This window comes from Dermabacter sp. HMSC08H10 (genome assembly GCF_001807585.1).
GTDB classification, from domain to species: domain Bacteria; phylum Actinomycetota; class Actinomycetes; order Actinomycetales; family Dermabacteraceae; genus Dermabacter; species Dermabacter hominis.
Genome location: NZ_KV789416.1, coordinates 127,675 through 152,948, shown reverse-complemented (window position 1 = coordinate 152,948; position 25,274 = coordinate 127,675). Strand labels below are relative to the sequence as shown.

Annotated in this window: 20 protein-coding genes and 3 pseudogenes; 8 read left to right on the top strand and 15 right to left on the bottom strand. The window is 61.0% G+C overall.

Translation table 11 applies throughout. From position 1 onward, the window contains the following. Positions 1-219: 219 nt before the first annotated feature. From HMPREF3176_RS01840 to HMPREF3176_RS01830, 3 genes are read left to right on the top strand one after another with little or no spacing between them, the layout of a single operon-like run. Positions 220-1,587: an ABC transporter permease gene (locus HMPREF3176_RS01840; protein ID WP_070457727.1), complete on the top strand. Its 1,368-nt coding sequence runs from the start codon at positions 220-222 to the stop codon at positions 1,585-1,587. Next, entirely contained in the window at positions 1,584-2,801 is a 1,218-nt protein-coding gene (locus tag HMPREF3176_RS01835) for an ABC transporter permease (protein ID WP_083286179.1), read from the top strand. The genes HMPREF3176_RS01840 and HMPREF3176_RS01835 overlap by 4 nt, the downstream gene beginning before the upstream one ends. A gap of 9 nt (positions 2,802-2,810) precedes the next feature. Then, complete coding sequence (locus HMPREF3176_RS01830; RefSeq protein ID WP_070457725.1) at positions 2,811-3,434, top strand: ABC transporter ATP-binding protein; 624 nt, start codon at positions 2,811-2,813, stop codon at positions 3,432-3,434. A 645-nt stretch (positions 3,435-4,079) separates the two neighbouring features. Here the strand turns inward: HMPREF3176_RS01830 and HMPREF3176_RS01825 are convergent. From HMPREF3176_RS01825 to HMPREF3176_RS01800, 6 genes are all read right to left on the bottom strand, one after another. Then, positions 4,080-6,539, bottom strand: a complete 2,460-nt coding sequence (locus HMPREF3176_RS01825; protein ID WP_070457723.1) for a choice-of-anchor M domain-containing protein — start codon at positions 6,537-6,539, stop codon at positions 4,080-4,082. 129 nt (positions 6,540-6,668) lie between these two features. Then, entirely contained in the window at positions 6,669-7,049 is a 381-nt protein-coding gene (locus HMPREF3176_RS01820) for a hypothetical protein (protein WP_061212280.1), read from the bottom strand. Positions 7,050-7,092: 43 nt separating this feature from the next. Then, complete coding sequence (locus HMPREF3176_RS01815; RefSeq protein WP_061212279.1) at positions 7,093-7,875, bottom strand: hypothetical protein; 783 nt, start codon at positions 7,873-7,875, stop codon at positions 7,093-7,095. Continuing rightward, positions 7,872-8,387 carry a hypothetical protein gene (locus tag HMPREF3176_RS01810; RefSeq protein WP_070457721.1) on the bottom strand — a complete coding sequence of 172 codons (516 nt, stop codon included), beginning with the start codon at positions 8,385-8,387 and terminating at the stop codon, positions 7,872-7,874. The genes HMPREF3176_RS01815 and HMPREF3176_RS01810 overlap by 4 nt, the downstream gene beginning before the upstream one ends. Before the next feature lie 73 nt (positions 8,388-8,460). Continuing rightward, positions 8,461-9,708, bottom strand: coding sequence for a hypothetical protein (locus tag HMPREF3176_RS01805; RefSeq protein ID WP_070457719.1), 1,248 nt, complete (start codon positions 9,706-9,708; stop codon positions 8,461-8,463). A 26-nt stretch (positions 9,709-9,734) separates the two neighbouring features. Continuing rightward, a complete protein-coding gene (locus HMPREF3176_RS01800; protein WP_061212276.1) occupies positions 9,735-10,073 on the bottom strand; it encodes a hypothetical protein in 339 nt (112 codons plus the stop codon). Between the two features lie 230 nt (positions 10,074-10,303). Between HMPREF3176_RS01800 and HMPREF3176_RS01795 the strand changes: the two genes are divergently transcribed. Both HMPREF3176_RS01795 and HMPREF3176_RS01790 read left to right on the top strand, forming a co-directional pair. Then, positions 10,304-11,545, top strand: a complete 1,242-nt coding sequence (locus HMPREF3176_RS01795) for a Tm-1-like ATP-binding domain-containing protein (RefSeq protein WP_070457717.1) — start codon at positions 10,304-10,306, stop codon at positions 11,543-11,545. Position 11,546: 1 nt separating this feature from the next. After that, on the top strand, positions 11,547-12,374 hold the full coding sequence (locus HMPREF3176_RS01790) for a phosphoenolpyruvate hydrolase family protein (RefSeq protein ID WP_070457715.1): 828 nt from the start codon (positions 11,547-11,549) through the stop codon (positions 12,372-12,374). A 53-nt stretch (positions 12,375-12,427) separates the two neighbouring features. On the opposite strand, the gene HMPREF3176_RS01785 is transcribed toward HMPREF3176_RS01790, so the two are convergent. Continuing rightward, entirely contained in the window at positions 12,428-13,369 is a 942-nt protein-coding gene (locus tag HMPREF3176_RS01785; RefSeq protein WP_070457714.1) for a restriction endonuclease, read from the bottom strand. A gap of 330 nt (positions 13,370-13,699) precedes the next feature. On the opposite strand from HMPREF3176_RS01785, the gene HMPREF3176_RS01780 reads away from it, so the two are divergent. Next, a complete protein-coding gene (locus HMPREF3176_RS01780; RefSeq protein ID WP_070457712.1) occupies positions 13,700-14,158 on the top strand; it encodes a Panacea domain-containing protein in 459 nt (152 codons plus the stop codon). Between the two features lie 160 nt (positions 14,159-14,318). On the opposite strand, the gene HMPREF3176_RS01775 is transcribed toward HMPREF3176_RS01780, so the two are convergent. From HMPREF3176_RS01775 to HMPREF3176_RS01740, 8 genes and pseudogenes are all read right to left on the bottom strand, one after another. Beyond that, positions 14,319-14,567 carry a GmrSD restriction endonuclease domain-containing protein gene (locus tag HMPREF3176_RS01775; protein WP_070457710.1) on the bottom strand — a complete coding sequence of 83 codons (249 nt, stop codon included), beginning with the start codon at positions 14,565-14,567 and terminating at the stop codon, positions 14,319-14,321. Between the two features lie 20 nt (positions 14,568-14,587). Further along, complete coding sequence (locus HMPREF3176_RS10510; protein ID WP_246826623.1) at positions 14,588-15,451, bottom strand: type IIL restriction-modification enzyme MmeI; 864 nt, start codon at positions 15,449-15,451, stop codon at positions 14,588-14,590. Positions 15,452-15,619: 168 nt separating this feature from the next. Further along, positions 15,620-16,264: a DNA methyltransferase gene (locus HMPREF3176_RS10505; protein WP_070457708.1), complete on the bottom strand. Its 645-nt coding sequence runs from the start codon at positions 16,262-16,264 to the stop codon at positions 15,620-15,622. 376 nt (positions 16,265-16,640) lie between these two features. Further along, positions 16,641-17,868: pseudogene (locus tag HMPREF3176_RS01760) on the bottom strand (IS256 family transposase). A gap of 273 nt (positions 17,869-18,141) precedes the next feature. Further along, positions 18,142-19,884, bottom strand: coding sequence for an ABC transporter ATP-binding protein (locus HMPREF3176_RS01755; RefSeq protein ID WP_070457704.1), 1,743 nt, complete (start codon positions 19,882-19,884; stop codon positions 18,142-18,144). Between the two features lie 14 nt (positions 19,885-19,898). Beyond that, on the bottom strand, positions 19,899-21,641 hold the full coding sequence (locus tag HMPREF3176_RS01750; protein WP_070457702.1) for an ABC transporter ATP-binding protein: 1,743 nt from the start codon (positions 21,639-21,641) through the stop codon (positions 19,899-19,901). A 35-nt stretch (positions 21,642-21,676) separates the two neighbouring features. Then, positions 21,677-23,959, bottom strand: coding sequence for an ATP-binding cassette domain-containing protein (locus HMPREF3176_RS01745; RefSeq protein WP_083286188.1), 2,283 nt, complete (start codon positions 23,957-23,959; stop codon positions 21,677-21,679). 37 nt (positions 23,960-23,996) lie between these two features. After that, on the bottom strand, positions 23,997-24,512 hold the full coding sequence (locus HMPREF3176_RS01740; RefSeq protein ID WP_223845782.1) for an ECF transporter S component: 516 nt from the start codon (positions 24,510-24,512) through the stop codon (positions 23,997-23,999). 185 nt (positions 24,513-24,697) lie between these two features. Here HMPREF3176_RS01740 and HMPREF3176_RS10425 point away from each other — a divergent pair. Next, positions 24,698-24,976, top strand: a pseudogene (locus HMPREF3176_RS10425) (recombinase family protein); the annotation flags it as partial. Further along, a pseudogene (locus tag HMPREF3176_RS10675) lies at positions 24,973-25,197 on the top strand (hypothetical protein); the annotation flags it as partial. The pseudogenes HMPREF3176_RS10425 and HMPREF3176_RS10675, both read left to right, overlap by 4 nt. Between the last annotated feature and the right edge of the window lie 77 nt (positions 25,198-25,274).

The window sequence follows — 25,274 nt, the reverse complement described above, 5'->3', positions numbered from 1 at the left end:
CCGGGATTACCCGCGTTCTCGCAGAAAACGAGTAGATTTCGGGACTTTTTACCCGTTTCAATCCCGGAGTTTCCCCCGAGGGGATGCCACTTTCACCGGGGTTTCCCACCCCAAGCTGGGAACCATTCCAGACTGCTTCGTTAGGTTCATTCGTCGTTGCCGCACGCTGTTATGCGTCGGCTCAAACATCCTATGTTGCCTTCTGGAAAGGATCGTTCCGTGTCGTTTTTCGTCCGGGCCTGGCGCTACGTTTCACGTCAACGCGTCAAGTCGTTCATTATTTTGGGAATTTTCGCGGCGATGATGTCGGCGCTCATGGTGACCGGTTCGGTGACGCGCGCCGCCGATGCGGCGGGAGCGCAGGTTGATCGGCGCACGGGCGCGGGCTTCGTTCTGCAAAACAACCCGCAGTTCAATCAGGGAACACCCCGCGGCGCAGGCACCGTGAAGGGTGCGGATATCGAGAAGATCGCGAAGCTCAAGCGCGTCGAGAGCTACGTCGCGCGCCAGAACGTCACGGCGGACCTCGTGGGCGCGAACGTCAAGAAGCTCGACCACAACGAGTACGACGAGCAAAAGGAAAAGCAGTTCGGCAACGCCGCCAACGTGTGGGGCGTGAACGGCTCTGAGCTGGAAAATAGCTTCCGCGGTGGGGCTCTCACCCTCACGCAAGGCCGCCACCTGCGCAGTGGGGACTCGCACAAGGCCCTCATTCACGAGGATCTCGCGAAAGCAAATGGCCTCAAGGTGGGCGATGAGATCACCGTGAAGGGCAACCAATTCGATGTGGATAACCAGAACAAGTCCACGACCGAGGTCAAAACGGAAATCGTCGGCCTTTTTTCGGGCAATAACCCGAGGCCAGTTGCCCAGCGCAGCGAGCTTTTCGCCAATACGCTATTCACGGATCTTAACACGACTCGCGAGCTCTACGGATGGACGGCAAAGACCGAGATTTATCAGGACGCTAACTTCTTCGTGAAGAAGGGCGCCGAACTCAAGACGGTCGCGGAGGAAGCGAGCCATCTTGGGATCGACTGGCGCAACTATCAGCTTGCCCCGTCGACGCAGTATCTCGCGGGCATCACCGGTGCGGTTGATGGCGTTCGCTCGATCATGAACGGCGCGAAAATCGCAACGTTCGTCCTGGCCATCGCGCTTTTGAGCCTCATGCTGTTCCTCTGGCTCGGGGAACGCAAGAAGGAAACGGGTGTGCTCCTTTCGGTGGGCACCACCAAGGGTGGAATGCTGCGCCAGTACTGGATGGAGCTTGGGCTCATCGCCATTCCAGCGATTGGGATCTCGTATCTTGTGAGCACGTTTATCGCGCAATCTATTGGCTCTTCGGTGCTGGGAAGCGTCAATTCTTCTGCGAAGAATGGTTTTGCTCCCGGGCAGCAGGCCGGCGCCGATCTCGAATCGTCGAGCGCACTTAAGACTCTCGATTCATTGCACGTTAGCCTCGGCAATCAGGATGTTGCATACGTCGCGATCGCGGCGGCCGTCGTCATTATCGTGTGCGTGCTGCTCGCCGCACTCCCGATGCTTCGCACGGCCCCGAAGAAGCTTTTGGTGGCACTCAAATGAGAGGCCTTTCTTCGGTGCGCCTCGCCGTGCTTTCACTGCGCAGGCGCCCCGCACGCAGCATCATTCTTCTCCTGCTCATGACCTTGATTTTCACGGGGCTTGTGGCGCAATCAGGCGTGCGCGCCACGATGGGCGATATTAGTGGCGCGATCGATCGGAACGTTGGGGCTGGTTTCACGGCGCAGAATTCCGACGCCAGCCTCGCCCGCACCGATGCCGACGCTCTCGCGAAACTTCCCGGCGTAACCTCAAGTGCGTACGAGACAGATCTTCTCGTGAAACCAAAAGGTCACCGTCCCGTCACGGCGGCCGGAGCAGTGCAGCTTGACCCGGAGTTCGCGAATGAAATGACGGCGACGGCGACGACTAATTCCCAGTTGAATCCGCTGTTTCAAGGCAAGCTTTTCACGCTTGAGCAGGGCGAGCACCTCAAGTCTTCGTCGCACGGCGCCCTCGTTCACAAGGACTTTGCCGCGAAGAACCACCTGTCGGTGGGAAGCGCGCTCACGCTCGTGCGTGACGGCAAGCTCGTGCGACTCGTCGTGACCGGCATCTTTAGCGGTCGCGCTGAGAATCCGTCCGGCCTTCCTGCGGGCGCCGCCGAGAACCGTATTTTCGCCGCGGCCGAAGACATGTCGCCCCTGACCGACCCGGCGTCGATGACCCTCGCACGATACAGCACCGCGAGCGCTGAGGCGCTTCCCGCTGTCCTCGCGAAGGCGCATAAGGCCCGCCCTCACCTGAGCCTCGAGGATAATTCGGCGCAGTTTCGTACCGTCCTTGCCTCGATCGCCGGCGTAGAACGCCTTCTCACGTGGCTCGTTCTTGGACTGAGCGCAGTGAGCATTGCGGTGCTCGTGCTCGTGCTCGCCTTTTGGGCGCGCGGCCGCCTTCACGAGATCGGGATTCTGCTCTCCCTTGGCAGGTCGAAGGGGAGCATCCTTCGCCAGTTCCTCACGGAGATTTGCGCGCTCGTGGCCGTCGCGGCGGTGCTCGCACTCGGGCTGGGGCTCCTCGCGACGACTACCGTGAGCGAGGCTCTCCTGGCCCGCTCTCACGACCCGGTTCTCGAAGTCCTCTCCCCTTCCGCGAGTCCACTCGCGGCCCTGGCTGCGCTTGGCGTGGGCGCCCTCATCGTCGCCATCGCTGTCGCAGCGGTTCTTATTCCTGTTTTTCGGCGCAGCCCGAAGTCAATTCTCGCCTCTATGAGCTAGGAGCACATCATGAGCATTCTTCACCTCGATCACGTCAGCTACACCTACGAACAGTCTCGCGGCCGGGTTCTCGAGGACGTCTCGACAACCTTTGAGCTCGGGAAGCTCTACGCGATCGTCGGCGCATCCGGTGCGGGCAAATCCACTCTGTTGAGCCTCCTTGCGGGCCTTGAAGCGCCCACCGGTGGCACGGTGCGGTTCAACGGAACCGATATTGCACAGACGGGGTATTCGAAGCATCGCCGCGAGCAGATCTCTCTCGTGTTTCAGAACTACAACCTGATTGACTACCTCACTCCGCTCGAAAACCTTCGTCTCGTGGATAAGAAGGCAGGCGTCGAAAGCCTCGAAAATCTCGGTCTCACGAAGGACGAAGCGACCCGCAATGTGCTTCGCCTTTCGGGTGGGCAGCAGCAGCGCGTTGCGATCGCGCGTGCGCTCGTGTCGAAGGCGCCGGTGATTCTCGCGGACGAGCCGACGGGCAACCTCGACGAGGACACGGCAGAAGAGGTGATCGAGATTCTGCGGGGCGCGGCGAAAGCCGGTAAGTGCGTGATCGTTGTGACCCACTCGAGGCGGGTCGCGGAATGTGCCGACGTGCAGCTGCGACTAACGAAGCGGACCCTCGTCTAGAGCCGACCCTCTTCTCCATGCCCCAGGTGGCGCCACCTTCTGGACTCCCCCAGGTGGCGCCACCTTCTCATTTCCCCGAAACACCGCCACCTTCCAATTCTCCCGAAAAGCCGTCACCTTCCAACTCCCCGAAACACCGCCCCTCCTCAATTCCCCAAATGCCGTCACCTTCCGACTCCCCCAAATGCCGTCACTCGTTATGAAGATTCGCCGGCGCCCCCGACCCCGCACAGCGCCAAACCCTACTTTTCTTCATGATCTGATCCGGGGAGAAGCAGCATGCAGGACCCGCGCCTCCCCGAAAAGCCGTCACCTTCCAACTCCCCGAAACACCGCCCCTCCTCGACTCCCCCGAATGCCGTCACTCTTTATGAAGATTCGGCGGCGCCCCCCGGCCCGACACAGCACCAAACCCCACTTTTCTTCATGATGTGAGACGGGGAGAGGATGTGAGACGGGAAGAAGCAGTACGCACGACGTGAGACGGGAAGAAGCAGCATGCACGATGTGGGACGGGGAAAGTGGTACGGGGAAAGGATGTGGGACCGGGAGAAGCAGTAGGCACGATGTGGGACGGGAAGAGGCAGCATGAAGGGCCCGCGCCTCCCTGGAGAAGCGCGGGCCCTTTTCTGTAGCTGTGAGCGTTTAGCTGTTCTTGCGACGCCTTGTGAGTGCCGCACCGCCGGCCGCGAGCGCGGTCGCGGCAGCAACGGTCAGGCCAACGCTCGCGCCTGTGCGCGGGAGGTCGCCCAGTAGATCGTCGCCGCCTGCATCGGATGCACCGCCGGCGTCGGAAGCTGCGGGTGCACTGCTACCGGCATCAGAGGCACCGGCGCCCGCAGCATCGCCTTCGGCTCCGGTCCCATCGGTGTCACCGGCACCGTCAGCGGGGTTGCCCGAATGAGCCGGGTTTTCGCCCGACGGATCCTGGCCCTCGGCGCCGCCCTGGTCGCTACCCGGCTGCTCGCCCACAACGAAGGTGAGGCGCTGAGTCTTGGCGGTAGCCTCCCCGCTATCGGCGCTGCGCTCGCCGTTACTCGCCTGCTTAGCGTGCGCCGTGACGTCGATCGTGTACGTACCCGGCTTCGTGAAGGCCCACGCGGTGTGCATGTGGGTGCCGGGCGGAAGCGGGATGTCGGAAGCCTTCTCGCTCGTGGCGTACATCTGCTTGATGGTGCCGAAGTTCTCGGTGTACGCGAACCACTTACCGCCTTCGGGGGCGCTGACGGGGGTGAGCGTCATCGTTGCGCCTTCGGGATATTTGTCGCGATCGAGTTCTTCGCTCGAGAAGCCCGGCCACACCCGGCCCTGCTGCTGGGACTGCGGCAGAACATACAGCTCGCTGCCTTTCGGGCCGAGCACGTCGTAGCTCTTATCGGCAAGTACGTTACCTTCGCGCTTGGCCTTCGCGAGCTTCGTGACCTCGAGCGTCGTCGAGTCGATCGTGCGAAGCACGGACTTCTTCGCGTGCTGGCGCGAGTCGTCGCCGAGGGCGACGGAGAAGCTTCCGTCGACGTCCATGACGCGCAGGTCAACGTGCCCGTTGTTGATGGTCACGGGGGTGTTGAGGAGGGAGCCGTCGGCCCCTTCATCTCCGGCGCCCGGGTCCGACGCATCCCCACCTTCCGGTGCGTCCGGAGTGCCCGTCGCACCGTTCTCGGAGAACTGGGTCGAGATTTCCTTACCTTTGGCGGTCACCGAGCCAAAGTCCGCGACTTCGGTGTTGCCGATTGCGGCACGCGGAAGCGGCTCGAGGGTCAGGCGGAGGTCATACTTGTCGCCCATGCACGCTTCGCGGTCGATATCGAAGCTTCGGCGGCCGGGGCCGCTGACGGCATCGACGTCACACGTCGCGAACTTGGAGCCCTTTTCGTAGAACCCGCCCGAGACGTGATAGGTGAGGGAGTCGTCGGCAGGTTTCGTGGAGAGCTTCATCAGGGTGTCTTTGTCGCCGGCCTTCGCACTCACCGAAACGTCGCGTGAGCTGACCTTTACCTCTCCCTTGGGGAAGCCGGTTGCGGCAGAGTCGGGGGTTTCCGTGGGGAAGTCGCCCGTGTCCTTCGTCGTCGTGGCTGTTTGGCCAGTGCTCGAGGTGAGCGGCGCGCTGATCCAGCGAGCAGCGCCCTTCGTGGGCACGAACACGGCCTGGAAGGTCGACTTCTGCGAGCCGATCATCTCGCTCCACGTGGCCTTGCCGCCCTTCACGGGCACTTCGGCGAGGTGGTAGCCGTCGATGTAGAACACGACGGTGCCTTCTGCTTCGGCGTTGCCGGCATCGAAGGTGAGGTCGGTGAGGCGCTCGTCGCCGTCCTTCTTCTTGCCCGTGTGCGGAGCGATGGTGAAGGTCGGAGCGGATTCGCCGGTCACTCCAGCGGCTTTGTCGTAGGCCGTCTTGACGTCGCCGAGCTTTTCGTCAGCGGGGTTGGTGCCGCCCACTCGCCACACGAGCGTTGTGGGCTTCGAGGCGGTGAAGGTGCCGTCGGACTTGCGTGCGCTCGCCTGGTAGGTGAGCTCGTACCGGCCGGGCTTGGTGAACGTCGTGAAGTTGTGGGTGTGCGTGCCCGGGTCGAGCCACACGGCGCGCGAGACCTTGTCGTGCGAGGAGAACAGGTGCGTGACCGGCAGGTTGCCGTAGCTCGAGTAGTTGAACATGTTCATCTCGCCGGGGCCGTTGAAGCCCGTCAGTTCGATGGTGAAGTTCTCGTCCTGGAATTGTTCGATGGGCACTGCCGTGTCGGCGCCGAAACCGGACCAGATCGGGGTGTTGCCCGGACCGGGGCTATGGGGCGCCATGTAGAGGTGGTCGCCTTCCTTCCCGAGGAACGCGAGGCGCTGATCCTTCGTCACGTCAAAGATGTAGCTTTGCGTGCCGTCGTCCTGGTAGCCACGTCCAACCCAGTTGGTGGTCTTGTCCAGCGGGAGCGTTTTCCCGTTGGATTGGGAGTTGATCTGGAATGTCTTGGCGTCTTTGTCCCAAAAGACCTTGGGCGCGTCGATGTGCGCGTTCGTCTGGACCGTACGGTCGCCGTCGGGCCCCGCGAAGGCGGGTGCGAGGGCGAGCGTGAGAGCCGCGAGCGTGGCGCCGGTGGAGCGGAGAATCCGCATGAACCCCTCCTCGAATGGTAACTGTTCTCATTTACAGTACAGCTACCGGCGCCTCGCCGCCACCCGAACGACGCCCAGGAGTGGACAAAACACCAAGGCGCTACGTGCGCGGGGCCCGGCCCGAGGGATCTATGCGCCGGGGGTTGTGCGCTTTCGTGCGGCGCGATCCTTCTTGCGGCGCTCGACAACCCAGCGCGGCGCGAACGGCCAGGGAAGCGGCACCCCGACGGCGCCGAGAATGCCTATGGGGATCATGACCACGGTGATGATCCCGAGGATCCGCAGCGGCTCAGCCACGAACGCCCCGCCAGGAAACCCCAGTTCCTCGTGGAGAATGAGCAGCGCCCCGACGCTAAAAACCGGCGTGCAATAGGGCAGGATCCACAGGTTCGGAATCTCGCGGTAGTCGTCGTACCACTCGGCGTTCTTCTGATACCGAACGTGGAACATGTAGAACGCAAAGATCGCTGCGGTCACGACGAAGATGAGGGACCACAGAAGAATCTTCATGCGTCCATCCTCCTCTTTCGCCACCGCCGAGCGGCGGTACGCCTCACCACGCGGAGATCTGCTGCTGGGAGGGGAGCTGATGGGCGGCCATCATGTACAGCACCCACGCATCGGTTGGCTGAAGGTAGTGGGAGCTACCGAAGATCTTGCGCGCCTCGGAGTAGAAGGACAGGTACCCGTGCGGGGTCGACACCCACGCGGTTGCGATCGGCTTCGGGCCATTCTCGGTGTGCTTCTCCGAGGCCACAACGACCTGCTCGTAAAGGCCCTGGGTCACGTCGCCGGCCACGCCCGGTGACACGTCGCGCACGGCCGCGGCGACATCCTGCTGGGCCTTATGGAGTTTGTCTTCCTCCCCGGGCTCGAGAACGAGGTTCTCCCACGTTTCCGCGTCGATCTTCACCGAGTCATTCGACGTGAAGTCTTTGTCGGCGACGGGCGTGAGATCCGAGAGATCAAACAGCACGGCATACCTGCTCGAGAGCTGATGCGACTTGAGCACGAAACTCGGCGCAGCAGAAACCTCACCCGTGAGAACGGTCTGGGCGCTCACGCAGCCGTCCGGCCCGAGCCACAGGAAGCGGTTGTCTTCCGCTCCGTTGCCTGCAACCGACGTGATCGTGAGCTGGTAGCGATAGTCCTTGAGGGTGCGCCAGATGCCCTCGGTACCGTCGGCAACGCGACCGTCACTTGCCACGACCTGGTCGTTCACGTCCACGACTCGAAGGCCCTCGTTCGGAATTCCCTTTTCGAGCAGCATCATGAAGCTCTCGAAGCCGAGTTCCACCGCGGTGCCGTCGCTGCCCGTGTTGATCTGCTCAGTCACTGTGCCGACTCCTTCCACAGCAGGCTGTGCCCCATGTTCAAGATCAGCTGCGCTCTCTCGCCCAGCAGCTCGGTGGGGTACGTGATGGTGAGGTCAACGTGGACGCTGTTGTGCACCGCGGTCCACTGGAACATCACCAGCGGGATGCCCTCGGGGTTGGTGTACGACGCAATGCGCTGCAGCCCCGGCACGCCCTGAACGCCGACGGTGTCCGCATCAAGATGCATGAGCCGGTATTCGTCGAGCGTATCCGCGTAGGAATCCTCGACCTCGTCCTGGATGGCTGCGAGCCCTTCCAGGTTCTCGATGCCCGCCTCGGCCTTCCTCTGGATGAGCACGATGTTCGGGCGGAACTGCTCGTTCCAGATTTCATCCGAAAGGTAAATGAAGATGCCTCGGTCAGCTCCCGACGTGTCTTCTTCCCACCCGCGAGGCGCGAACACATCGACGACCATGTCCGGGTGCGTATAGGTCGTCATCTCTGCGGGTACTGCCTTACCCGAATCGGGCATTGCCTCTCCTCACATCCTCGTTTTCGACGTACGCGATCAATAGAAACCGCCGTAGCTCGGCGTTTTTTGCGCGTCAGTCGAAGAGATTGCCAATGGGATCCTTCACCTTGTTCGCAAGCCAACCACCTGCCGCTCCGCCAGCGACGCCGCCGATGATGCCGCCGGCAACACCGCCCACCACGGTACCAACCGGGCCGCCGAAGGAGCCGATCGCAGCGCCCATGGCCGCACCGGCCTTGCCGCCGGCCCAGCCGCCTGCCGTAGCGCCCGCAGCGGACACGCCAGCGCGCGCGCCCTTTTCCACGTTGCCCATGTTCGGGTGAACCTGGGAGTCGGTTTGCCACGAGTCCATCGCGGTAGTCGCGGCCGAGATCCCCGTGCCGAACCGGGATGCGACCTTCGCGCCCTTAGCGATCTTGCCCCACTTGGCTTTGGTGAGGCCCTGGCTGTGAGCGTGCGGCACTCGCGAATGCTTGCCTTCAAGCTTGAGCATGCTGCGGCCAATGACCGCCTGGAGCGCGCCACCGAACGAATTGGGCTTGGCCAGGGGGTTCATCGGCGAGTTCTTCGCGAGGAACTGACCACCATTGGTAACGGCATCCGCATCCCAGCCGGTCAGGCCCTTAACGAGTCCCTTGCCGAACTTACCCTTCTTGGCGATATCTTGCAGAAGCTTGGGTGCCCACCCCTGCCGGATCTTGATGCTGCCGTTCGTATAGAAAAAGTACGTGCTGTAGTACTTGACGAGGTCAGTACCGAGCTTGCCGAACTGGAGCAGCGCCCCCATGGCACCTTCAACATTGTTCCCGCGGGTGATGGCCCCCAGGAGCTTTTTCCCGATCACGGCGCCGGTGCTCTCCGTCGTGTTTCTGATCGAGTTCGCGCACGACGAATCCGCCGCATCACGGTCAATCCGCAGCTGGGTGCACTTATTCTGCAATCTCAGCTCCCACGCGGCAAGCGAGGCCTGAGCAGCAGCGTCAGTGGGGTCCGCTAGCGCCTTCGCCGCTTCGTACTCCTTGATCTCGTTTTCGAGGTCAGTCTTTCGCGTCCTGAGCGGCCCCAGTTTGTCCGCGTAGGTATCCAAACCGTCGGCAACCTTGCCGGCCGACTTCATAATTTCGTCAGCCATTTCTTCGGGGGTCCTCATGGCGCGGTGCACCTGACCGTCCTCCGGCGCGTGGTACTGCCCGCTGATGGGCTGCCATGCATTCGAGGTGTCCCTCATCTTCTGTTGGACATTCTCGCCAGCGGTGCGGATCTCCGAGGCACCACCGGTCACGATCGACGGGTCTTCGATTTCCGGTACGTCAAAAGTCATTGCAGTTCCTCACTCGCCGATCATCTTCACTGCATGCCGGGCATATCGCTCACATGGGCCTGCTGGTTACCAGCATTAGCCGCCGTGCACATGAGCTGATCGCCCTGGGTGTACTTCTGCACTGCGTCGTCCGTGGAATCGATGTTGTTATTCACCATTTCCACGAGCGCCTGACCCGCCGATTCGAAAGCCGACGCAACGTCCCCCGTGAGCGCAGCCGACGTTTGTTTGCTGTGAAGCAGCGATCCCCCCAAGTCCGACGCGCCGTTCTTGAGGTCTCTGTTGGATGATTCGATCGCGGGGACGGTTCCCCTGGTATTCGAAATCGTGCCGCGCACGGCCTTGTCGTCGATGTCGTAAAACATCTAGCTCTCCCGAATCGTCGAGTTCGTGGCCTACAAGCTGTTCGAGCTCCCCTTGCGGGACCCAGTTAACATCACGAACAGATAACAAACCTGAGTGCGCGCGGCCGCGCGCGTGCACGCCGGTCTTGACTGGTCACCACACCGTCGAGGCTGGCTGAGGAGGCAACTTCCGAGCCAGCGTCCATTCGCAGAATCTACGGTGGAAAGAGTCGATGACGAAGGAGTGCCTGATGACAACCATTGCTTTGGTAGGAACGCTCGACACGAAGGCCGAGGATTACGCCTGGTTGAAGGCGCGCCTTGCAGAACTTGGGGTGGGAGTACTCGCCGTCGATGTCGGCTCGTTTTCCACGGCCGATTTCGCGGATGTCTCTTCCGATGAGGTCATCGCAGCGGCCGGTGAAGATGCCGAGAAGCTGCGCGAGCGTCGCGATCGTGGCGAGATGATGACTGTCATGGGCCGCGGCGCCGCAAAGATCGTGCAGAAGCTCGCGGAAGAGGGGCGCATTCACGGCATTCTTGCTGTCGGCGGCTCGGGCGGTTCGTCTGTGGCCGCGCCCGCGATGCAAGCGGTGCCGGTGGGCTTTCCGAAGCTCCTTGTGTCGACCATGGCCTCGGGCGACGTTTCTCCGTATGTCGGCGAAACTGACACGACCATCATGTATTCGGTCGTGGATGTCGCGGGGGTGAATCGGATTTCGACGATGGTGCTCGGTAACGCCGCGGCGGGCATCGCAGGAATGGCGAAGGCTTACGAAACTCGTCTCACGAGCACCTCCGGGGAGCACCGCCCACTTGTGGGACTCTCGATGTTTGGGCTCACAACACCGGCCGCGGATGAAGCCCGCAAGACCCTCAACGAGCTGGGATACGAGGTGCTCGTCTTCCACGCGACAGGAGCGGGCGGCCGTGCGATGGAGAAACTTATTGAGTCCGGCTTGCTTGCCGGCGTGTGCGACCTGACGACCACGGAACTCGCCGACGACCTTGTGGGCGGAGTGCTAAGTGCCGGACCTGAACGACTTGAGATGGCGGGCCGTACGGGAACGCCGCAAGTGGTAAGCCTTGGTGCCCTCGACATGGTGAACTTCGGTCCAAAAGACTCGGTCCCGAGCGACTTCGAGGGCCGCACATTCATCGTGCACAACCCTACGGTGACTCTTATGCGCACTTCCCGCAGTGAAACAGAGGAGCTCGGTCGGCGTATCGGTACAAAGCTTGCCGCCGCGAAAGGGCCCACCGAGCTGTTCATTCCCACAAAAGGCTTGAGTGGCATCGATGTTGAGGGCGGTCCCTTTTATGACCCTGAGGCAGATGCGGCCCTTTTTGACGCTGTGAAGACAAACCTCGAGGGCAGCGGAGTCCCCATTCATGAGCACGAATGCGCTGTCAATGACGAGGGATTCGGTCGAGCCCTGGCCGAGCGTCTGCATGAACTTATCCGTAACAATTCGGGAAAGAAGGAGAACTGACATGTCCCGCAAGGAAATTCTTGAGCAGCTGCGCGCGAAAGTCGCGAGCGGAAAGCCCATCATCGGCGGCGGCGCCGGAACGGGTATTTCGGCGAAGTCGGCGGAGGCCGGCGGTATTGACCTCCTCGTCATTTACAACTCCGGACGTTTCCGCATGGCTGGCCGCGGCTCACTCTCCGGGCTCCTCGCCTATGGAGACGCGAATGGCATCGTCATGGAGATGGCGAACGAGGTGCTTCCCGTCGTAAAGCACACTCCCGTTCTCGCCGGTGTGAACGGCACAGATCCGTTCCGCGTAATGCCGCATTTCTTGAAGCAGGTCAAAGAGATCGGTTTCGCGGGCGTACAGAATTTTCCGACGGTTGGCCTCATCGACGGTGTTTTCCGTGCCAATCTTGAGGAGACCGGCATGGGTTTTGGCCCTGAGATCGACATGATCCGCATGGCGAATGAGCTTGATCTCCTCACCTCGCCCTACGTGTTTGACGTTGAGCAGGCGAAGGAAATGGCTGCCGCGGGTGCCGACATTCTCGTGCCCCACATGGGACTCACGACCTCCGGCACGATCGGTGCGCAGACCGCTCTCACTCTCGAGGAGTCAGCCAAGAAGGTCCAAGAGCTCGCCGACGCTGCTCGTAGCGTGAACCCGGACATCCTGTGCCTCTGCCACGGCGGCCCGATCGCCAATCCCGAGGATGCTCAATACATTCTCGATAACACCGACGGCATCGTCGGCTTCTACGGCGCTTCCTCCATCGAGCGGTTCCCCACCGAAACGGGCATCCGCGAGCAGACGGAGAAGTTCACGCAGATCACGTTCTCCAAGTAAGAGCTCTGCCCTTGCCTCTCGGCCCGCTGCGCGGCAACGCTTGGCGGGCCTTTCTACTGCATGTCTTCTTCGAAGTAGTCCTCGTCCACGGAATAGAGCGTGAACTCGTGGGCCTTCTCGACGCCGACGCCGTAGGCGAGCATCAGCTTCGTGAGGCGCAAGCCGTCGATCAGCACGATCCGCCCGTGACGGTAACCGGCAGCGGTAACTTTCGCTCGGTCTAGAAATGTTGAGGTCGTGATGAATACGCCGAGGTTTGCGCCCTGCGCATCGAGAGAGCCGATGAAGTTACGGATCTCGGGTTCTCCCACCCTGTTGGTGTCGGCATAGCGTTTCGCCTGGATATACACGTTCGTGAGGCCGAGTGCATCCTGGTGGATGATGCCATCAATCCCGCCATCGCCCGAGCGCCCAACATGCTGCTTCTCACCATAATCGCCGCCGTAGCCCATTGCCCACAGCAGGTCGATGACTGCCTTCTCGAAGAACTCAGGGGAGTTTTTCTGAAGGCGTTGACGAAGATCGGTTTCCACCTGAGCGTTGAAGTCGCGCGTGAGAGCAGCAAGCACCTCGACCGGGTCGCTCTCCTGCACAGCTTCATCAACCGGCGCGGAGGCGGCCGCGTCCCCGGAGCGGCGAGCAGCGACCTCGCTCTGGTATTCCCGCCAGGGCCTCCATTCGAGCAGGTCTCTATCCGTATACGAAGGCAGGTGGCGTTGCGCGACGTCAAAGCCGCTGGACGTGATTCGGTACGTCGCCCTCTTAGGCCGGTCAAGAAGGCCCGCCTTGGTCATGCTGGAACACGCCCACCCGATGCGGTTCACGAATCGCGGTTGACCGGAATCGAGTATTTCGCGCCGTGTCTGTGCTGTGAGCCCCGCAGCATCGGCAACAAGGTCGCACAATTGCCGAAACCGACGGGGCTCCCCGTCAGCAAGAACGGCTAAAACCACCGGCCGAAACTCATCGATTGTGGGGGTATTGTCGGTGCTCATCGTGTGGATCCTTGGAGAGGTGAAGGGGTCTCCCCTTCACGCTACAGCGTATTTGACTGTATCCAACAGCCAAATGCCGCAGCGCTCAGTGGACGCTTGACATCAAGCCAGTTCCATCGGGTTCTCATCGACCGCCCGGATTCGCACCCGCTGCGCGCGGAACAACCCCCCAGTGGAACTTCTTCACAATTTTCAGTCGCGCATTGAATGACTGCACCTGAAGATACACAATTGAGGCATTGGACGGGTCATGCTTGTGGGTCCCTTCCCGTGAACCTCGCCTGAGTTCTACGTTCGTGATTGAGGCGCCGCTTAAATTGAGGAGCAAGGATGGAATCGAAGTCGCCGCACACGGCACGAGATATCACGTACTGGTTTCTCGCATGGGCCGAACACAACGACGCGAACCTCAGCAACCTCAAGATCCAAAAGCTCCTGTACTACTCCCAGGGGCATTACCTTGGAGAACACAAGGTGCCTCTTTTCGAAGACGACATCGAAGCATGGGCCCACGGCCCGGTTGTTCGCTCCGTGTACCACGAGCTCAAGAAGTTCGGCAACGGGCCCATCGATGTCGACGCTACCCTCCCGGCCAACTTCTCGTGGGATGACTTCCGAGACGTTGAAAACGATCTCATGCGGGTATGGAATACCTACGGTCAGTACGAAGCGTGGGCCCTTCGCAACCGTACGCACCGTGAAGCGCCCTGGGCCTCCACATTTGAGTCGGGAAAGAAATTCTTGGTAATCCCGCAAGATTCAATGCGGGAATACTTCGAAACCGCATGACAGCAAAGAAAAGCGCCATGGCAGGCCGCCTCAGGCAGTCGACGAGAAGGTTGCGGCCCGCCCAGAGCCCCGCGATGATGGCTACCCGCTCCTCTCGCTTCGTCACCTCCAGCCCCGCTTCGGAGTCGAAGAAATGGCCCGCGACCAACGTTCCGAGTTCTTAGTCACCTTGCGGGATGTTCGTTGCACCCGTGACCGGGCGAGGCTTGAAGCGGACGTTCTCACCTCCCGTCTCCAAAGCCATAATGACCCCCATAGGGTGACCTCTAAGGATCGTCACGATAAGTGATCGAATTCTTTCGTCGTCCCACCGGTACTGTCGCTGAAAGTCGGGAAGTTGGAGCCGACCATCTGCGGCTTGTGCCAGGAGGTCCACGACGGAGTACACGGGAATTTGGAAGGTCGTCACGAGGGGCTCTTTTCGCTCTGTTACTTTGTGGCTTGTTCGGCGGCGGTCATCTCTGCGTAGCGCTCGAAGAGGAGCGCGAGGCGTTCCTCGTTTGAGTGAAGCGGCTTCTTCGCGCCGAAGGCTTTGTCCACGACGCGGTCGAGGGCGGCGTGGGCTTTGAGAAGCGCGGGGCTCATCGCGAGGGGGTTGTAGTGCTCGGCGAGGGAACGCTCGGGGTGCAGCTCACGCGCCGCGATTACGCCCTTGCCCGCCTCAATAACCTTTTCGCGCAGCTCCGGATCGACGGTGGGAAGCGGAAGGTTGTTCCACACGAGCGTGTTCGAGAACCGTAAATCTGATTTAAGCTGGCCACCTACTGCACGCTGCCAGGTAATGAACATCGACGAGGAAATCACGCCGAAAAGGAAACCATCGGGATCATCCGCAGTGAACAGCTGATCGCCCGCTATAACAGCCTCTGGTAAGTGTTGCGCTGTATAAAAGGTGCGGGTTTCTGACACAACGCGCGGAATCCCTACGTAGGGCACCAGCGACTGATGGTTTTCCTGAAAGAGATAAGGTGTGGAGGCCGACTTTCGCGTAGCGGCTTTCTTAGAATTTTCGCGCATCGCCCTGCAGGCCTCGACTCTCCGAGTGAGAATCGGTGACCGTCGCAGATCATTCGGCTCGAAATCTTCATCCGCCATCCACAGGCACCAGCGATCAAGTCCTCGAACGACTTCGCGACCTTGACGAAACTCTCGTAGATATTTCGCTGCGATGGGATCTGCCACGACTGCGGCGTGCTCGGCGGGCTCAACGATAAGGTTGCCGCCATCAGCTGGTTTAGAGCCGAAAGCGACCTTCGGAAGCTGCAGGCTCAACGCCTTTGATCGCTTCCGCACAAGCACGCTCGGTCCATCCACGAGATAGGCGTTAATCTACTTCGCGGGAACCTGCTTTGGCTCGCCCTTGACGTTCTCGTACGTGAATAATTGCGGGGCGCTGCGTTCGTGCTTGTCGTAGCCGGTGATGACGCAGTGAACGGCGGCGCTTCCGGGTGCTTCGCTTTGTCACGCGAAGGTCTGGTGGGCGAAACGGATACGCCAGCCCGCGTCGAAAAGAGGGCCAAACAGCGCGAGAACGGGTTGGCCCTGCGCGATCGAGTTCGTGGACACGAATGCGAAGCGGCCGCCGGTCACTGGACGGAAGAAGTCGCTCGCCTTTTTGAACCACGCCGTCACATAGTCGAGGTAACCGTCGTAAAGGTCCCCCCACACGAGCTTCATATCCTCGGTTTGGTCAGCGGCCTTTGTGTACTGCCCAATGAACGGCGGGTTACCCATGATGAACGTATCCGAGCCCACGGGCAAGAGCCTTCGCCAGTCAAGGCGAAGGGCATTGCCAACGGTGATCTGGGCGGCGTCTTGGAGGGGAAGCATCGGCTTCGAATAGCCGAGGGTGAAGATCATGGCCTGGTTTGCCTGATGTTCCATGAGGAACATAGCGGTGCGGGCAATCGTCGCGGGCCACTCCTCGATCTCGATGCCGTGGAATTGGCGAAGCCGCACGCGCACAAGATCCTCGGCCATGAGGTCCAACTGAACGCCGCCGCTGTTCAACTCCTGGAGCCGCTCGTGAATCTTCAATTCGAGGGCGCGCAGCTCGCGGTAGGCAATGATGAGGAAGTTTCCGCAGCCACACGCCGGGTCGCACAACTGGTCACGATGGATACAAGACCCCAGTGCGGAGCAGGGCCATCGAACAGCTTCGATACCGGCTATGAACTGGGATTTCCGGCTGCCGCGGACGTTTGGAGATTAGCCTGCTGTACCGCTGAGTATCTGGCACGTCACTACCCGGCTGGCGTCCGTAGAGGGGGTGAACCAGTCGGGATCTCGCGCGCAAGAATAGACGCGGGGTCTCGACAAATGATGCGGGTAGCACCTCTACCTGTAGACGATACCGCTTGCTATTCGTTCTTGCAGGTGGGCCGACGACCATCTGCACTCCTAGTCAACTACAAAGCTTTTAGCAAGTTGGGGGTCAAGTCCCTTGTAGTGGTGTAACGGTGTTTTCCTCTCGTTTGGGGTTTTAGCCTGCGAGTGCGGGCATGTCGGCATCGGTCGTGGTTGTGGGTGTGGTGATCAGGTTGAGGCGGCTCTTGGCGAGGACTTCCAGGCCGAGGTAGCGGCGGCCTTCTGCCCATTCATCGGTTTGCTCGGCCAGGACGGCGCCGACGAGCCGGACAATCGCTTCCCGGTTTGGGAAGATCCCAACCGCATCGGTGCGGCGCCGGATCTCGCGGTTCAGCCGTTCGGTGGGGTTGTTCGACCAGATCTGCTGCCAGACCTCGGTCGGAAAGCTGGTGAACGCGAGAATGTCAGCGCGGGCGGCATCGAGGTGGTCTGCGACGTCGGGGAGTTTCTCGGCGGTGTAGTCCAGTAGCCGGTCGAACTGGGCGTGAACAGCATCGGCGTCAGGCTGGTCATAGACGGAGTGGAGCATGGCCTTGACCGCCGGCCACAAGCTCTTGGGAGTGATGCTCATCAGGTTCGCGGCGTAGTGAGTGCGGCAACGCTGCCAGGCGGCACCGGGCAGGTTCGCCGCGATCGCTTCCACGATGCCTTGGTGGGCGTCGGAGGTGACCAGCCGGACCCCGGACAGTCCTCGGGCGACCGGATCGGCGAAAAACTCGTTCCAGGCCGGGCCGGTCTCGCTCGTGGCGACCCGCATCCCTAAGACTTCGCGATGCCCGTCGGCGTTGACCCCGGTCGCGAGCATGACGACCGCGTTGACCACACGACCTCCCTCGCGAACTTTCATCGTCAACGCGTCGGCGGTCACGAACGTGAACGGCCCAGCATCGCCTAGTGGACGGTGTCGAAACTCGGCGACGTGCTCGTCCAACTCGGCGGCCATGCGAGAGACCTGGGACTTCGACAGCCGGTCGATTCCCAACGTCTTGACCAACTTGTCCATCCGGCGAGTACTGACTCCAGCGAGATAGCAGTCGGCAACAACAGTGATCAATGCGGACTCGGCGCGCTTGCGACGCTCCAGCAGCCACTCAGGGAAATAGGTGCCCTGGCGTAGTTTCGGGACCGCGATGTCCAAGGTCCCAACACGGGTATCGAGAGGCCGGTGGCGGTAGCCGTTGCGCTGGGCACGTCGGTCAGGATCTGGGCGGCCGTACTCGGCACCTGCAACCGCATCAGCATCCGCAGACAGCAACTCGTTGATCACAGTCTGCAACAGGTGACGCCTCGGCAAGCAGTTCGCCAAGCAGCCCGGCAGGGTCGACAATATGGGTAGCGGTCATCGTGTGGCCTTTCGCGAGTGAGTTGTAGGGGACGAAACTCGAGGATCACACGGTGACCGCCCTGCTGTCCAGCACGACCACCCCGCTACACCACTATGAGGGACTCAACTCCCTTGGTGATTAGTAGCGCCCTCGCTCATCAGCGAGATGCTGTTCGCAAATGATCCCACTAGCGCCATGTTCGCGACAGCACCACGTGTGCCAAACGCGTCGAGGTACTCCGATTCGAGCTGTGGGTTTAGGGCTTGGCGCCTGGCACCGGGACCGTGTCCGCTAATCTGAGGTGTGTCTCAGCTGCCAACGAGACGACGCATCGGCGGCAGCCACGAAATCGTGGAACCGTCCGGGCCGACTAGACAATTCCTTAGGCGTGCCGGTTTCGGCGACGATAGCACCGTCCGCTAAGGGTTCGAGGAAGACCACCTGATCGGCGCTATCTATGGTGGATAGTCTGTGCGCTACCACGATCACAGTGCGGCCCTCAGATAGTTGACTGATGACGTCGCTAATCGCCGATTCATTCTCGCCGTCCAGCGCCGAGGTAATCTCGTCGAGCAGCAGTATCGGAGCATCCTTGATGAATGCCCGAGCGATCGCCACTCGTTGGCGCTCACCTCCAGACAGGCTCTGCCCGGCAGGCCCCACTTCGGTATCCCAACCGTGAGGCAGCGCCTCAATCACCCGATCAAGTCTCGCCTTGCGAGCTGCTTCTTCCAACTCGGCATTCGTCGCATTGGGACGGGCAATCCGCAGATTCTCCCGGATCGTGGTGTCAAACAGGTAGGTGTCCTGGAACACCATCGAGGTCAGCTCCATGATCCGCGTGGTTGGAATCTCGCGCCCGTCCACCCCGCCGATGGTCACGCTACCGGCGTCGACATCCCAAAACCTTGCGGTGAGACGCAAGATCGTCGACTTCCCGGCCCCTGACGGCCCCACTAGTGCGGTGACTGCTCCCTGCGGGGCGGTGAGCGAGACATCGTCTAGGACAGGCCGGCCTGACTCGTAGGAAAACGACACTCCTCGGAATTCAATCGACGTCCCACGCGGTTCCCGTGCCTGCTCGGAATCAGGTTCGGCAAGTGGCGCGGCATCAAGGATTATTCCCATCTGGCGCAACGCTACTGCGGCGTTATCGACCTCAGATGCGTAGAGCGCGGCTTTTGTGAGCGGCAGCAGCATGCGCGCACTGACCGCCGCGATCACCAGATACGCAATCGGGTCCAGACGCGCTCCGGTCACGAACGACAGCCCCAAGGCGAGCACCACCGCGAAAGTCACGTTAGCGATGAGGTTGAATCCTTGGGCAGGTCGGCCCTTGATCCGAAGCCCGGCCAACGTCGCCTCAGAGTCGGCTTGCAGAGTCTCTTGTACGGGGTCCCACGACGTCGCGGCACCCGTGGCTCGAAGCACCGGTTGTAGCCTGGCGAACTCAATCAACCGGCCGGCTGCGGCGGACGAGGTACGGTCTTCCATGTCATTGGCTCTGGTTGTTGCCGCCGACATTTTCCGCCACGTGAGAATAAACGGCAAGATCGACACTGCCATGACCACAGCTAACGGCCACTCAATGAATGCGGTGGCAACGAGCATCACCAACGGCACGATGAAGGCGTTGCACAGGTTCGGGATCACCATTGATGCCAGATGCGACAGGGTGTTGATCTCCTTGGATGTCGCATTAGCCACGTCCGCTTCGCGTTTGGCATTAAACCACCCAAGCGGCAGCTGCAAGACATGATCTGCTACGCGATCAATTAAGGTATCGCATACTTCATAGACGCTGATCCGATAGGAGCGGTACATCGCGAAGGTGTCGACCGTCACCGTGATCGCGCCGAGGATGGCAACGACGACGAGCCAGGTGCCAAGGGTTTCAGAGCGGGAGAATAATGCCCGAAGGAATGGGATCATCAACGCCAGTGTGATGCCTTGTAGGACAGCGGAGAAGGCGAACCAGCCCACCAACGTACGCAACTCGGCCCTGTTGACGACCCTGATCATTAGTTTCCACATGAGCGTGTCTCTCCTTAGGCCATGTAATGGAGTTCTTGGGCCCGCCACATCTCGCTATAGGTCCCCGCTTGGTTGACCAAGTCCTCGTGCCTACCACGCTGAGTGATGTGGCCGTCCTCAATCACGAGGATCTGGTCGGCGTCTCGGATGGTGGCGAGTCGATGCGCGATGATGATCACCGTGCGCCCGGATGCCAAGGTGCTGAGCGCTTCGTGGATCGCACGCTCCGACTGGGGGTCTGCTTGCGCGGTGGCCTCGTCGAGAATCAAGATCGGCGCATCCTGCAAGTATGCTCGCGCCAGGGTGATGCGTTGCCGCTCACCGCCCGAGAGGAAGCCACCAACCTCGCCAAGCACGGTGTCATACCCCTCGGGCAGACGCATAATGCGATCGTGGATGCATGCCGCACGGGCTGCTGCCTCGACCTCGGCGCGCGTTGCCGACGGTTTCGACAGCGCGATATTGGTATGGGCCGAATCGTTCGACAACGTTACGTCCTGTAGGACGATCGCGACGCGGGAAAGTAGCCACGAAAAACTCGCCTCGCGCACATCCACACCGCTGATGCGTACCACGCCATCATTGACGTCGTAAAAGCGCGCAATCAGCCGGGCCAGTGTGGACTTCCCTCCGCCCGACGGGCCCACCAGAGCCGTGACCGTTCCGGGCTCAGCCGTAAAGGAGACACCGTGCACAACGGGCACGTCAGGCTCGTAGGAGAAGGAAACCTCACAGACCTCAACTTGGCCGGGGTTTGGGCCCTCTTCTTGGGTGCGGCTGCCTTCGGGCATGGGTTTCTCGGAAAGCAGCTCTGCCGTGGTGCGAGCCGCCAGCTGCGACTCATAGATATGCTGCATCAGACCGACTAGCACCGTGAACCCCTCCGGGATACCGGGAGCGATCAGGAAGAATGGCAGCGTCGCCGACAGCGTGCTCCAATCCTGTGCGACGAATAGCGCCGCCAGTAACGCGACCGTGACGAAGACCGTGGCTGGACGCAGTAGCGAACCGAGCAGACTAATCGCTCTGCCGGAGCGACGAACCCAGTCGAAGGAGATGGCAGAAAATTGCTGGCGGGCGGCGTTAAAGCGCGTTCGGGTCGCATCGGTGGCCTGGAAATTCTTGATCTCCTTAATGCCCTCAAGCATTTCGACGGTGGCTGCGGCCAGTGCGGTCTGGGCATGTCCGAATCGCTTGGTGATATCGCTATAGCCGCGCATGGTCGTGCTGACGATGATCATGATCGCTACGGCCCACGTTCCAAAGAGCGCGAGCGCCAGTCGCCAATCGACCCACACGAGATACCCGAGGCCTACGACCATCGAGACCACGGCGTTGGTGACATCACCGGGAACATGCGCAACGAGAGTATGGATGGCTGCGGTATCGTCACACACCATCTTGCGGATGGCCCCGTGCGGCACCTGCGAGACCCTACCCAAGGGCAAACTGCCCAGCGCTTGGACCACATTGCCGCGCAACCGATGTCGGAGCTTGGCTTCTGCCTCGTGGGTGACACCCAATCCAAACAGGTAGAGCAATTGGCCCACGAACAGCGAAAGCACCGCTATCACGGCCCAAACCCACGGCTTTCCGGTCCAGCCGGTGCGCACCTGCCCGTCAAGCCAGATCGCGGCCATGTTGTGTAAGGCGACGAACGGCACCAGCGTGACGATAGCGCCTAAGGCTGTGAGGACTGCGGAAAGGACCATCGCGCCCTTGGCCGGGCGGATTAGTGCGGCGACGGAAATACTCACATCGGGCTCCTGTCGAGTCGAGTCTTTCGAAACGTTCATTGGCGCCACCACCACAGCAACGCAGTAACGGCCCAAAGGAGGCCCACCAGGCACCAATCTCGCACCTGCCACGGTGTGTGTTGGAGTTCCGTGCGCCGCGGATAGGCGCCAAAGCCACGTGAATCCATCGACAGGGCAACCCGTTCGCCGTGCTGGACGGCGAGGATCGCCAGCGGCACGAGGGAACCCACCCATCGAATTGCGGGCGCTAACGGCCCCCATGATGCCCCAATACCCCGCAATGCCCGCGCTGTGCGCAACAGCTGGAAATCTTGCCGGAAACGAGTGACGAAGGCGACAGCCGCAGTTCCCGCCGCAGTGACCCGATAGGGAAGCTTGAACGTCGTCGTCAACGTGCGAAGCAGCGCTTCCGGATGAGTGCTGATGCCTGAAAGCAGCATGAGGGACAACAGTGCCCCGATACCGCTCGCTGCGGCAAGCTCGCCACCGTGATTGTAGAGTGGGCTGACCTCTTCAATGGTGTAGTTGTAGCGGAACACCGGCAGTAGCACAGCTGCGATGACCCAGGGTGCTAGCAGTGACATGACCGTTCGAGCGCGACTCGCTCTCGCGGCTACCATGGCCAGGCTCGCTGCGATGAGCACTCCAACATTGACGGCCGGGTCCTTGCATACGAACACCATGACCATCGCCGGGATTAGCGCCAATAGCAACGTCACAGGATTGAACGATGAGAAGAGTCCACGGGGCACGGACGGCGAAGGCGGGTTCGCTGGTGCTGCGGATGCGGCGTTTTCACGAGTTTCGCTAACGGCAGCAGGTAGCGCGATGATGTGGCTGCAGCGTGATAGGGCAAGTTCTAGGTCGTGGGTGGCCATGATGACGGTTCTGCCCTCAGCGCGCAGTTCGTCGATGAAGGCCATGAGTTCGCAGGTATTCGCCCAGTCCTGGCCGTACGTGGGCTCGTCAAGGACAATCACATCGCGGCTCTCGGCGACCATCGTAGCCACCGATAGTCTACGAATCTGGCCGCCTGAGAGAGTCAACGGGTGTTGGTCTCGATACTGGGAGAGATGGAATTGCTCCACAATAGCCTCGGCTTTAGACGCGGAAACATCCCCCGTGGAGATTTCGCCAGCCACGGTGGAACAAACCATCTGATGTTCCGGGTTTTGAAACACGTAGCCGACCTGGTGCCGCCCTCGCCGCACAACCTCTCCGCAGACCGTAGCGCGTTGTGCCTTTGATGGTATGAGACCCGCCAGCGCCGCGAGCAGGGATGTTTTGCCTGCGCCATTCGGCCCTATAAGCGCGATAAACTCGCCACCCCGTAGCCGCATAGAGATAGCTGGGGAACGTCCGGGAACACAGAAATCTGCCAGCTCTACCGTGGCGCTGCCTCCACCGTCGAGCGTGTCAATCGCATCGATGGTTTCCCATCCTGCTTCGGTGCGCCGCTGATATTGCACCGAATCACCACAGATATCCGTGATGCGGGGAACTCGAATGCCCGCCTGCTCGCAGGTCAAGGCGTGGTGCGGGGATTCGTCGCGTAACGCACGGGGCAGCCACACTCCGCACGCCTCAAGTTCCGCGGTATGGCTGAGAAAAACCTCATGTGGAGTTCCCTGCGCGATCACCGCGCCCTGCGCGTTGAGCGCTATGACGTGATCGCACAGGGGTAGGACCGGGTCGAGGTCATGGTCGATCACCACGATGCCCACGCCATCGCTAACCAGCTGTTGGATGACGCTGTAAAACTCGTCCGTGCCTTGCGTGTCAATAGTCGATGTTGGCTCATCGAGGACAAGTAAGCGGGGCTGCATAGCCAGTGCTACCGCGATCGCTAGGCGCTGGCGTTGGCCGCCCGATAATCTCCATGGGCTCTCCCACAGCTTGGTCTCCAGACCAACCGCAGCCAATGCCTCGCGTACCCGTCGATCAATCTCAGGAACAGGCAGGCAGAGGTTCTGCAGCGCAAACGCGACATCGTCATACACCGTACGGGTAATGACTGCGGCATCCGGATTTTGTCCCACGTAGGCGACATTGGTAGCGATCAACTGGACCGTGGCGTCGGCGATTTCGGCGCCGGCAATTTGAACGCTGCCGGAGTATTCGGACGGCAGACAGTGGGGCACAAGGCCGCACACGGCTCGGACGAAGGTAGTTTTACCGCATCCAGAGGGCCCAATGACGGCCGTTACCTGACCGCTCAGGTGGACCAGGCTTGGACGTTGCAGCACCCACCGGTCCTGACCCAAGTAGTGAACGGAAAGATCCTCAACCGCCAGGAGCGCCCGCGCGGACTCGCTCACAGACCGTTGCTCGCTGCTCAAAGTGGAGGCCAGCCTTTCACTCACGATGGTCTACGCCTACGCCTGCATTGTTGAGCAAACGGGTTAGTCCGACGACGGCCAAACCGCCAATGACGGACGACGTGACTCCCACCAGCACGATCAGTCCCGATACCGAGATTCCCACCGCGTGCTTGAGCAGCGTGAGGTACAACAGGCTGTTAAATGCCCCGAAGAATGCGGCGGAGATCAGATACGCCCACCACGTCCACTTCCGGTACAGCATCAACGCCATGGGAAACTCAACCAGGAGCCCGCCAATGACGTTACCGACAATCGCGGCAGGCCCAGTGGGAGTAGTAAATACGCTCACAACTCCGATGATCAGCGCGGCCAGCAGCGAAGCGCCCGGCCTTCGCACAACGGCCAGAGGAAGGAGGTAGGGAATGACCCAAAGTCCGAGAAGGGACACCCCGAGCCAGACTGCGCTCTGCGAAGCCGCACCCGCCGGCGCGATGTAGCTCAGTGGGATGAGGATGATGAGGCCGACCACCGACAGGGAGGCCACCATCATGAGATTTCGGGTACCTAGAATTGAGTCGGTTAATCCCCCGCGAGCTGAGCGTCGAACTGTACCGGATCGGTCTGTCACAGCAAACCTCCTTTCACTTAGGTTAGCCTAACCTAACTCCCGACCGGGGTCAAGTCCCTTGAGCTAGACGTTGAGCCTACGCAGAGACGCAGCCCACGCATCGACCCCAGTTCCAAGAAATGCTGGCCCTTGCCCGGAAAGGAGCGATCGACCTGATCCTCACCAAGTCGATCTCGCGCTTCGCTCGCAACACCGTCGACCTGCTCGAAACCGTTCGCGAGCTGAAAGACCTCGGGGTGGAGGTGCGATTCGAAAAGGAGAACATCTCCTCAACCAGCGCTGACGGTGAACTCATGCTCACCCTGCTGGCGTCTTTCGCGCAGGCAGAATCGGAGCAAATCAGCCAAAACGTGAAGTGGTGCGTTGGATCTTCGCCCAGTACATGAAGAAGACCTCGTGCGAAGAGATGGCCGCACAGCTCATCGCTGACGGTAGGGTTCCGCACCTGGCTGATAACAAGTTGCCCGGGGAATGGGTCCGTCACATCCTGAAGAACCCGCACTACACCGGCGACCTCTTGTTAGGGCGATGGTCCACTCCGGAGGGCAGGCCTGGACGAGCAGTGCGCAACACCGGCCAGTTGCCGCAATACCTGGTGGAAAACGCGATCCCCGCGATCATCGACCGCGACACCTTCACCGCTGTACAAACCGAGATCACACGCCGCCGTGAACTCGGGGCCCG

Excerpts from the sequence above, each read along its gene's own strand:
- HMPREF3176_RS01835 (WP_083286179.1), top strand. The coding sequence starts at position 1,584 with ATGAGAGGCCTTTCTTCGGTGCGCCTCGCCGTGCTTTCACTGCGCAGG.
- HMPREF3176_RS01830 (WP_070457725.1), top strand. The coding sequence starts at position 2,811 with ATGAGCATTCTTCACCTCGATCACGTCAGCTACACCTACGAACAGTCT.
- HMPREF3176_RS01825 (WP_070457723.1), bottom strand. The coding sequence starts at position 6,539 with ATGCGGATTCTCCGCTCCACCGGCGCCACGCTCGCGGCTCTCACGCTC.
- HMPREF3176_RS01820 (WP_061212280.1), bottom strand. The coding sequence starts at position 7,049 with ATGAAGATTCTTCTGTGGTCCCTCATCTTCGTCGTGACCGCAGCGATC.
- HMPREF3176_RS01810 (WP_070457721.1), bottom strand. The coding sequence starts at position 8,387 with ATGCCCGATTCGGGTAAGGCAGTACCCGCAGAGATGACGACCTATACG.
- HMPREF3176_RS01805 (WP_070457719.1), bottom strand. The coding sequence starts at position 9,708 with ATGACTTTTGACGTACCGGAAATCGAAGACCCGTCGATCGTGACCGGT.
- HMPREF3176_RS01800 (WP_061212276.1), bottom strand. The coding sequence starts at position 10,073 with ATGTTTTACGACATCGACGACAAGGCCGTGCGCGGCACGATTTCGAAT.
- HMPREF3176_RS01795 (WP_070457717.1), top strand. The coding sequence starts at position 10,304 with ATGACAACCATTGCTTTGGTAGGAACGCTCGACACGAAGGCCGAGGAT.
- HMPREF3176_RS01790 (WP_070457715.1), top strand. The coding sequence starts at position 11,547 with ATGTCCCGCAAGGAAATTCTTGAGCAGCTGCGCGCGAAAGTCGCGAGC.
- HMPREF3176_RS01785 (WP_070457714.1), bottom strand. The coding sequence starts at position 13,369 with ATGAGCACCGACAATACCCCCACAATCGATGAGTTTCGGCCGGTGGTT.
- HMPREF3176_RS01780 (WP_070457712.1), top strand. The coding sequence starts at position 13,700 with ATGGAATCGAAGTCGCCGCACACGGCACGAGATATCACGTACTGGTTT.
- HMPREF3176_RS01755 (WP_070457704.1), bottom strand. The coding sequence starts at position 19,884 with ATGTGGAAACTAATGATCAGGGTCGTCAACAGGGCCGAGTTGCGTACG.
- HMPREF3176_RS01740 (WP_223845782.1), bottom strand. The coding sequence starts at position 24,512 with ATGATGGTGGCCTCCCTGTCGGTGGTCGGCCTCATCATCCTCATCCCA.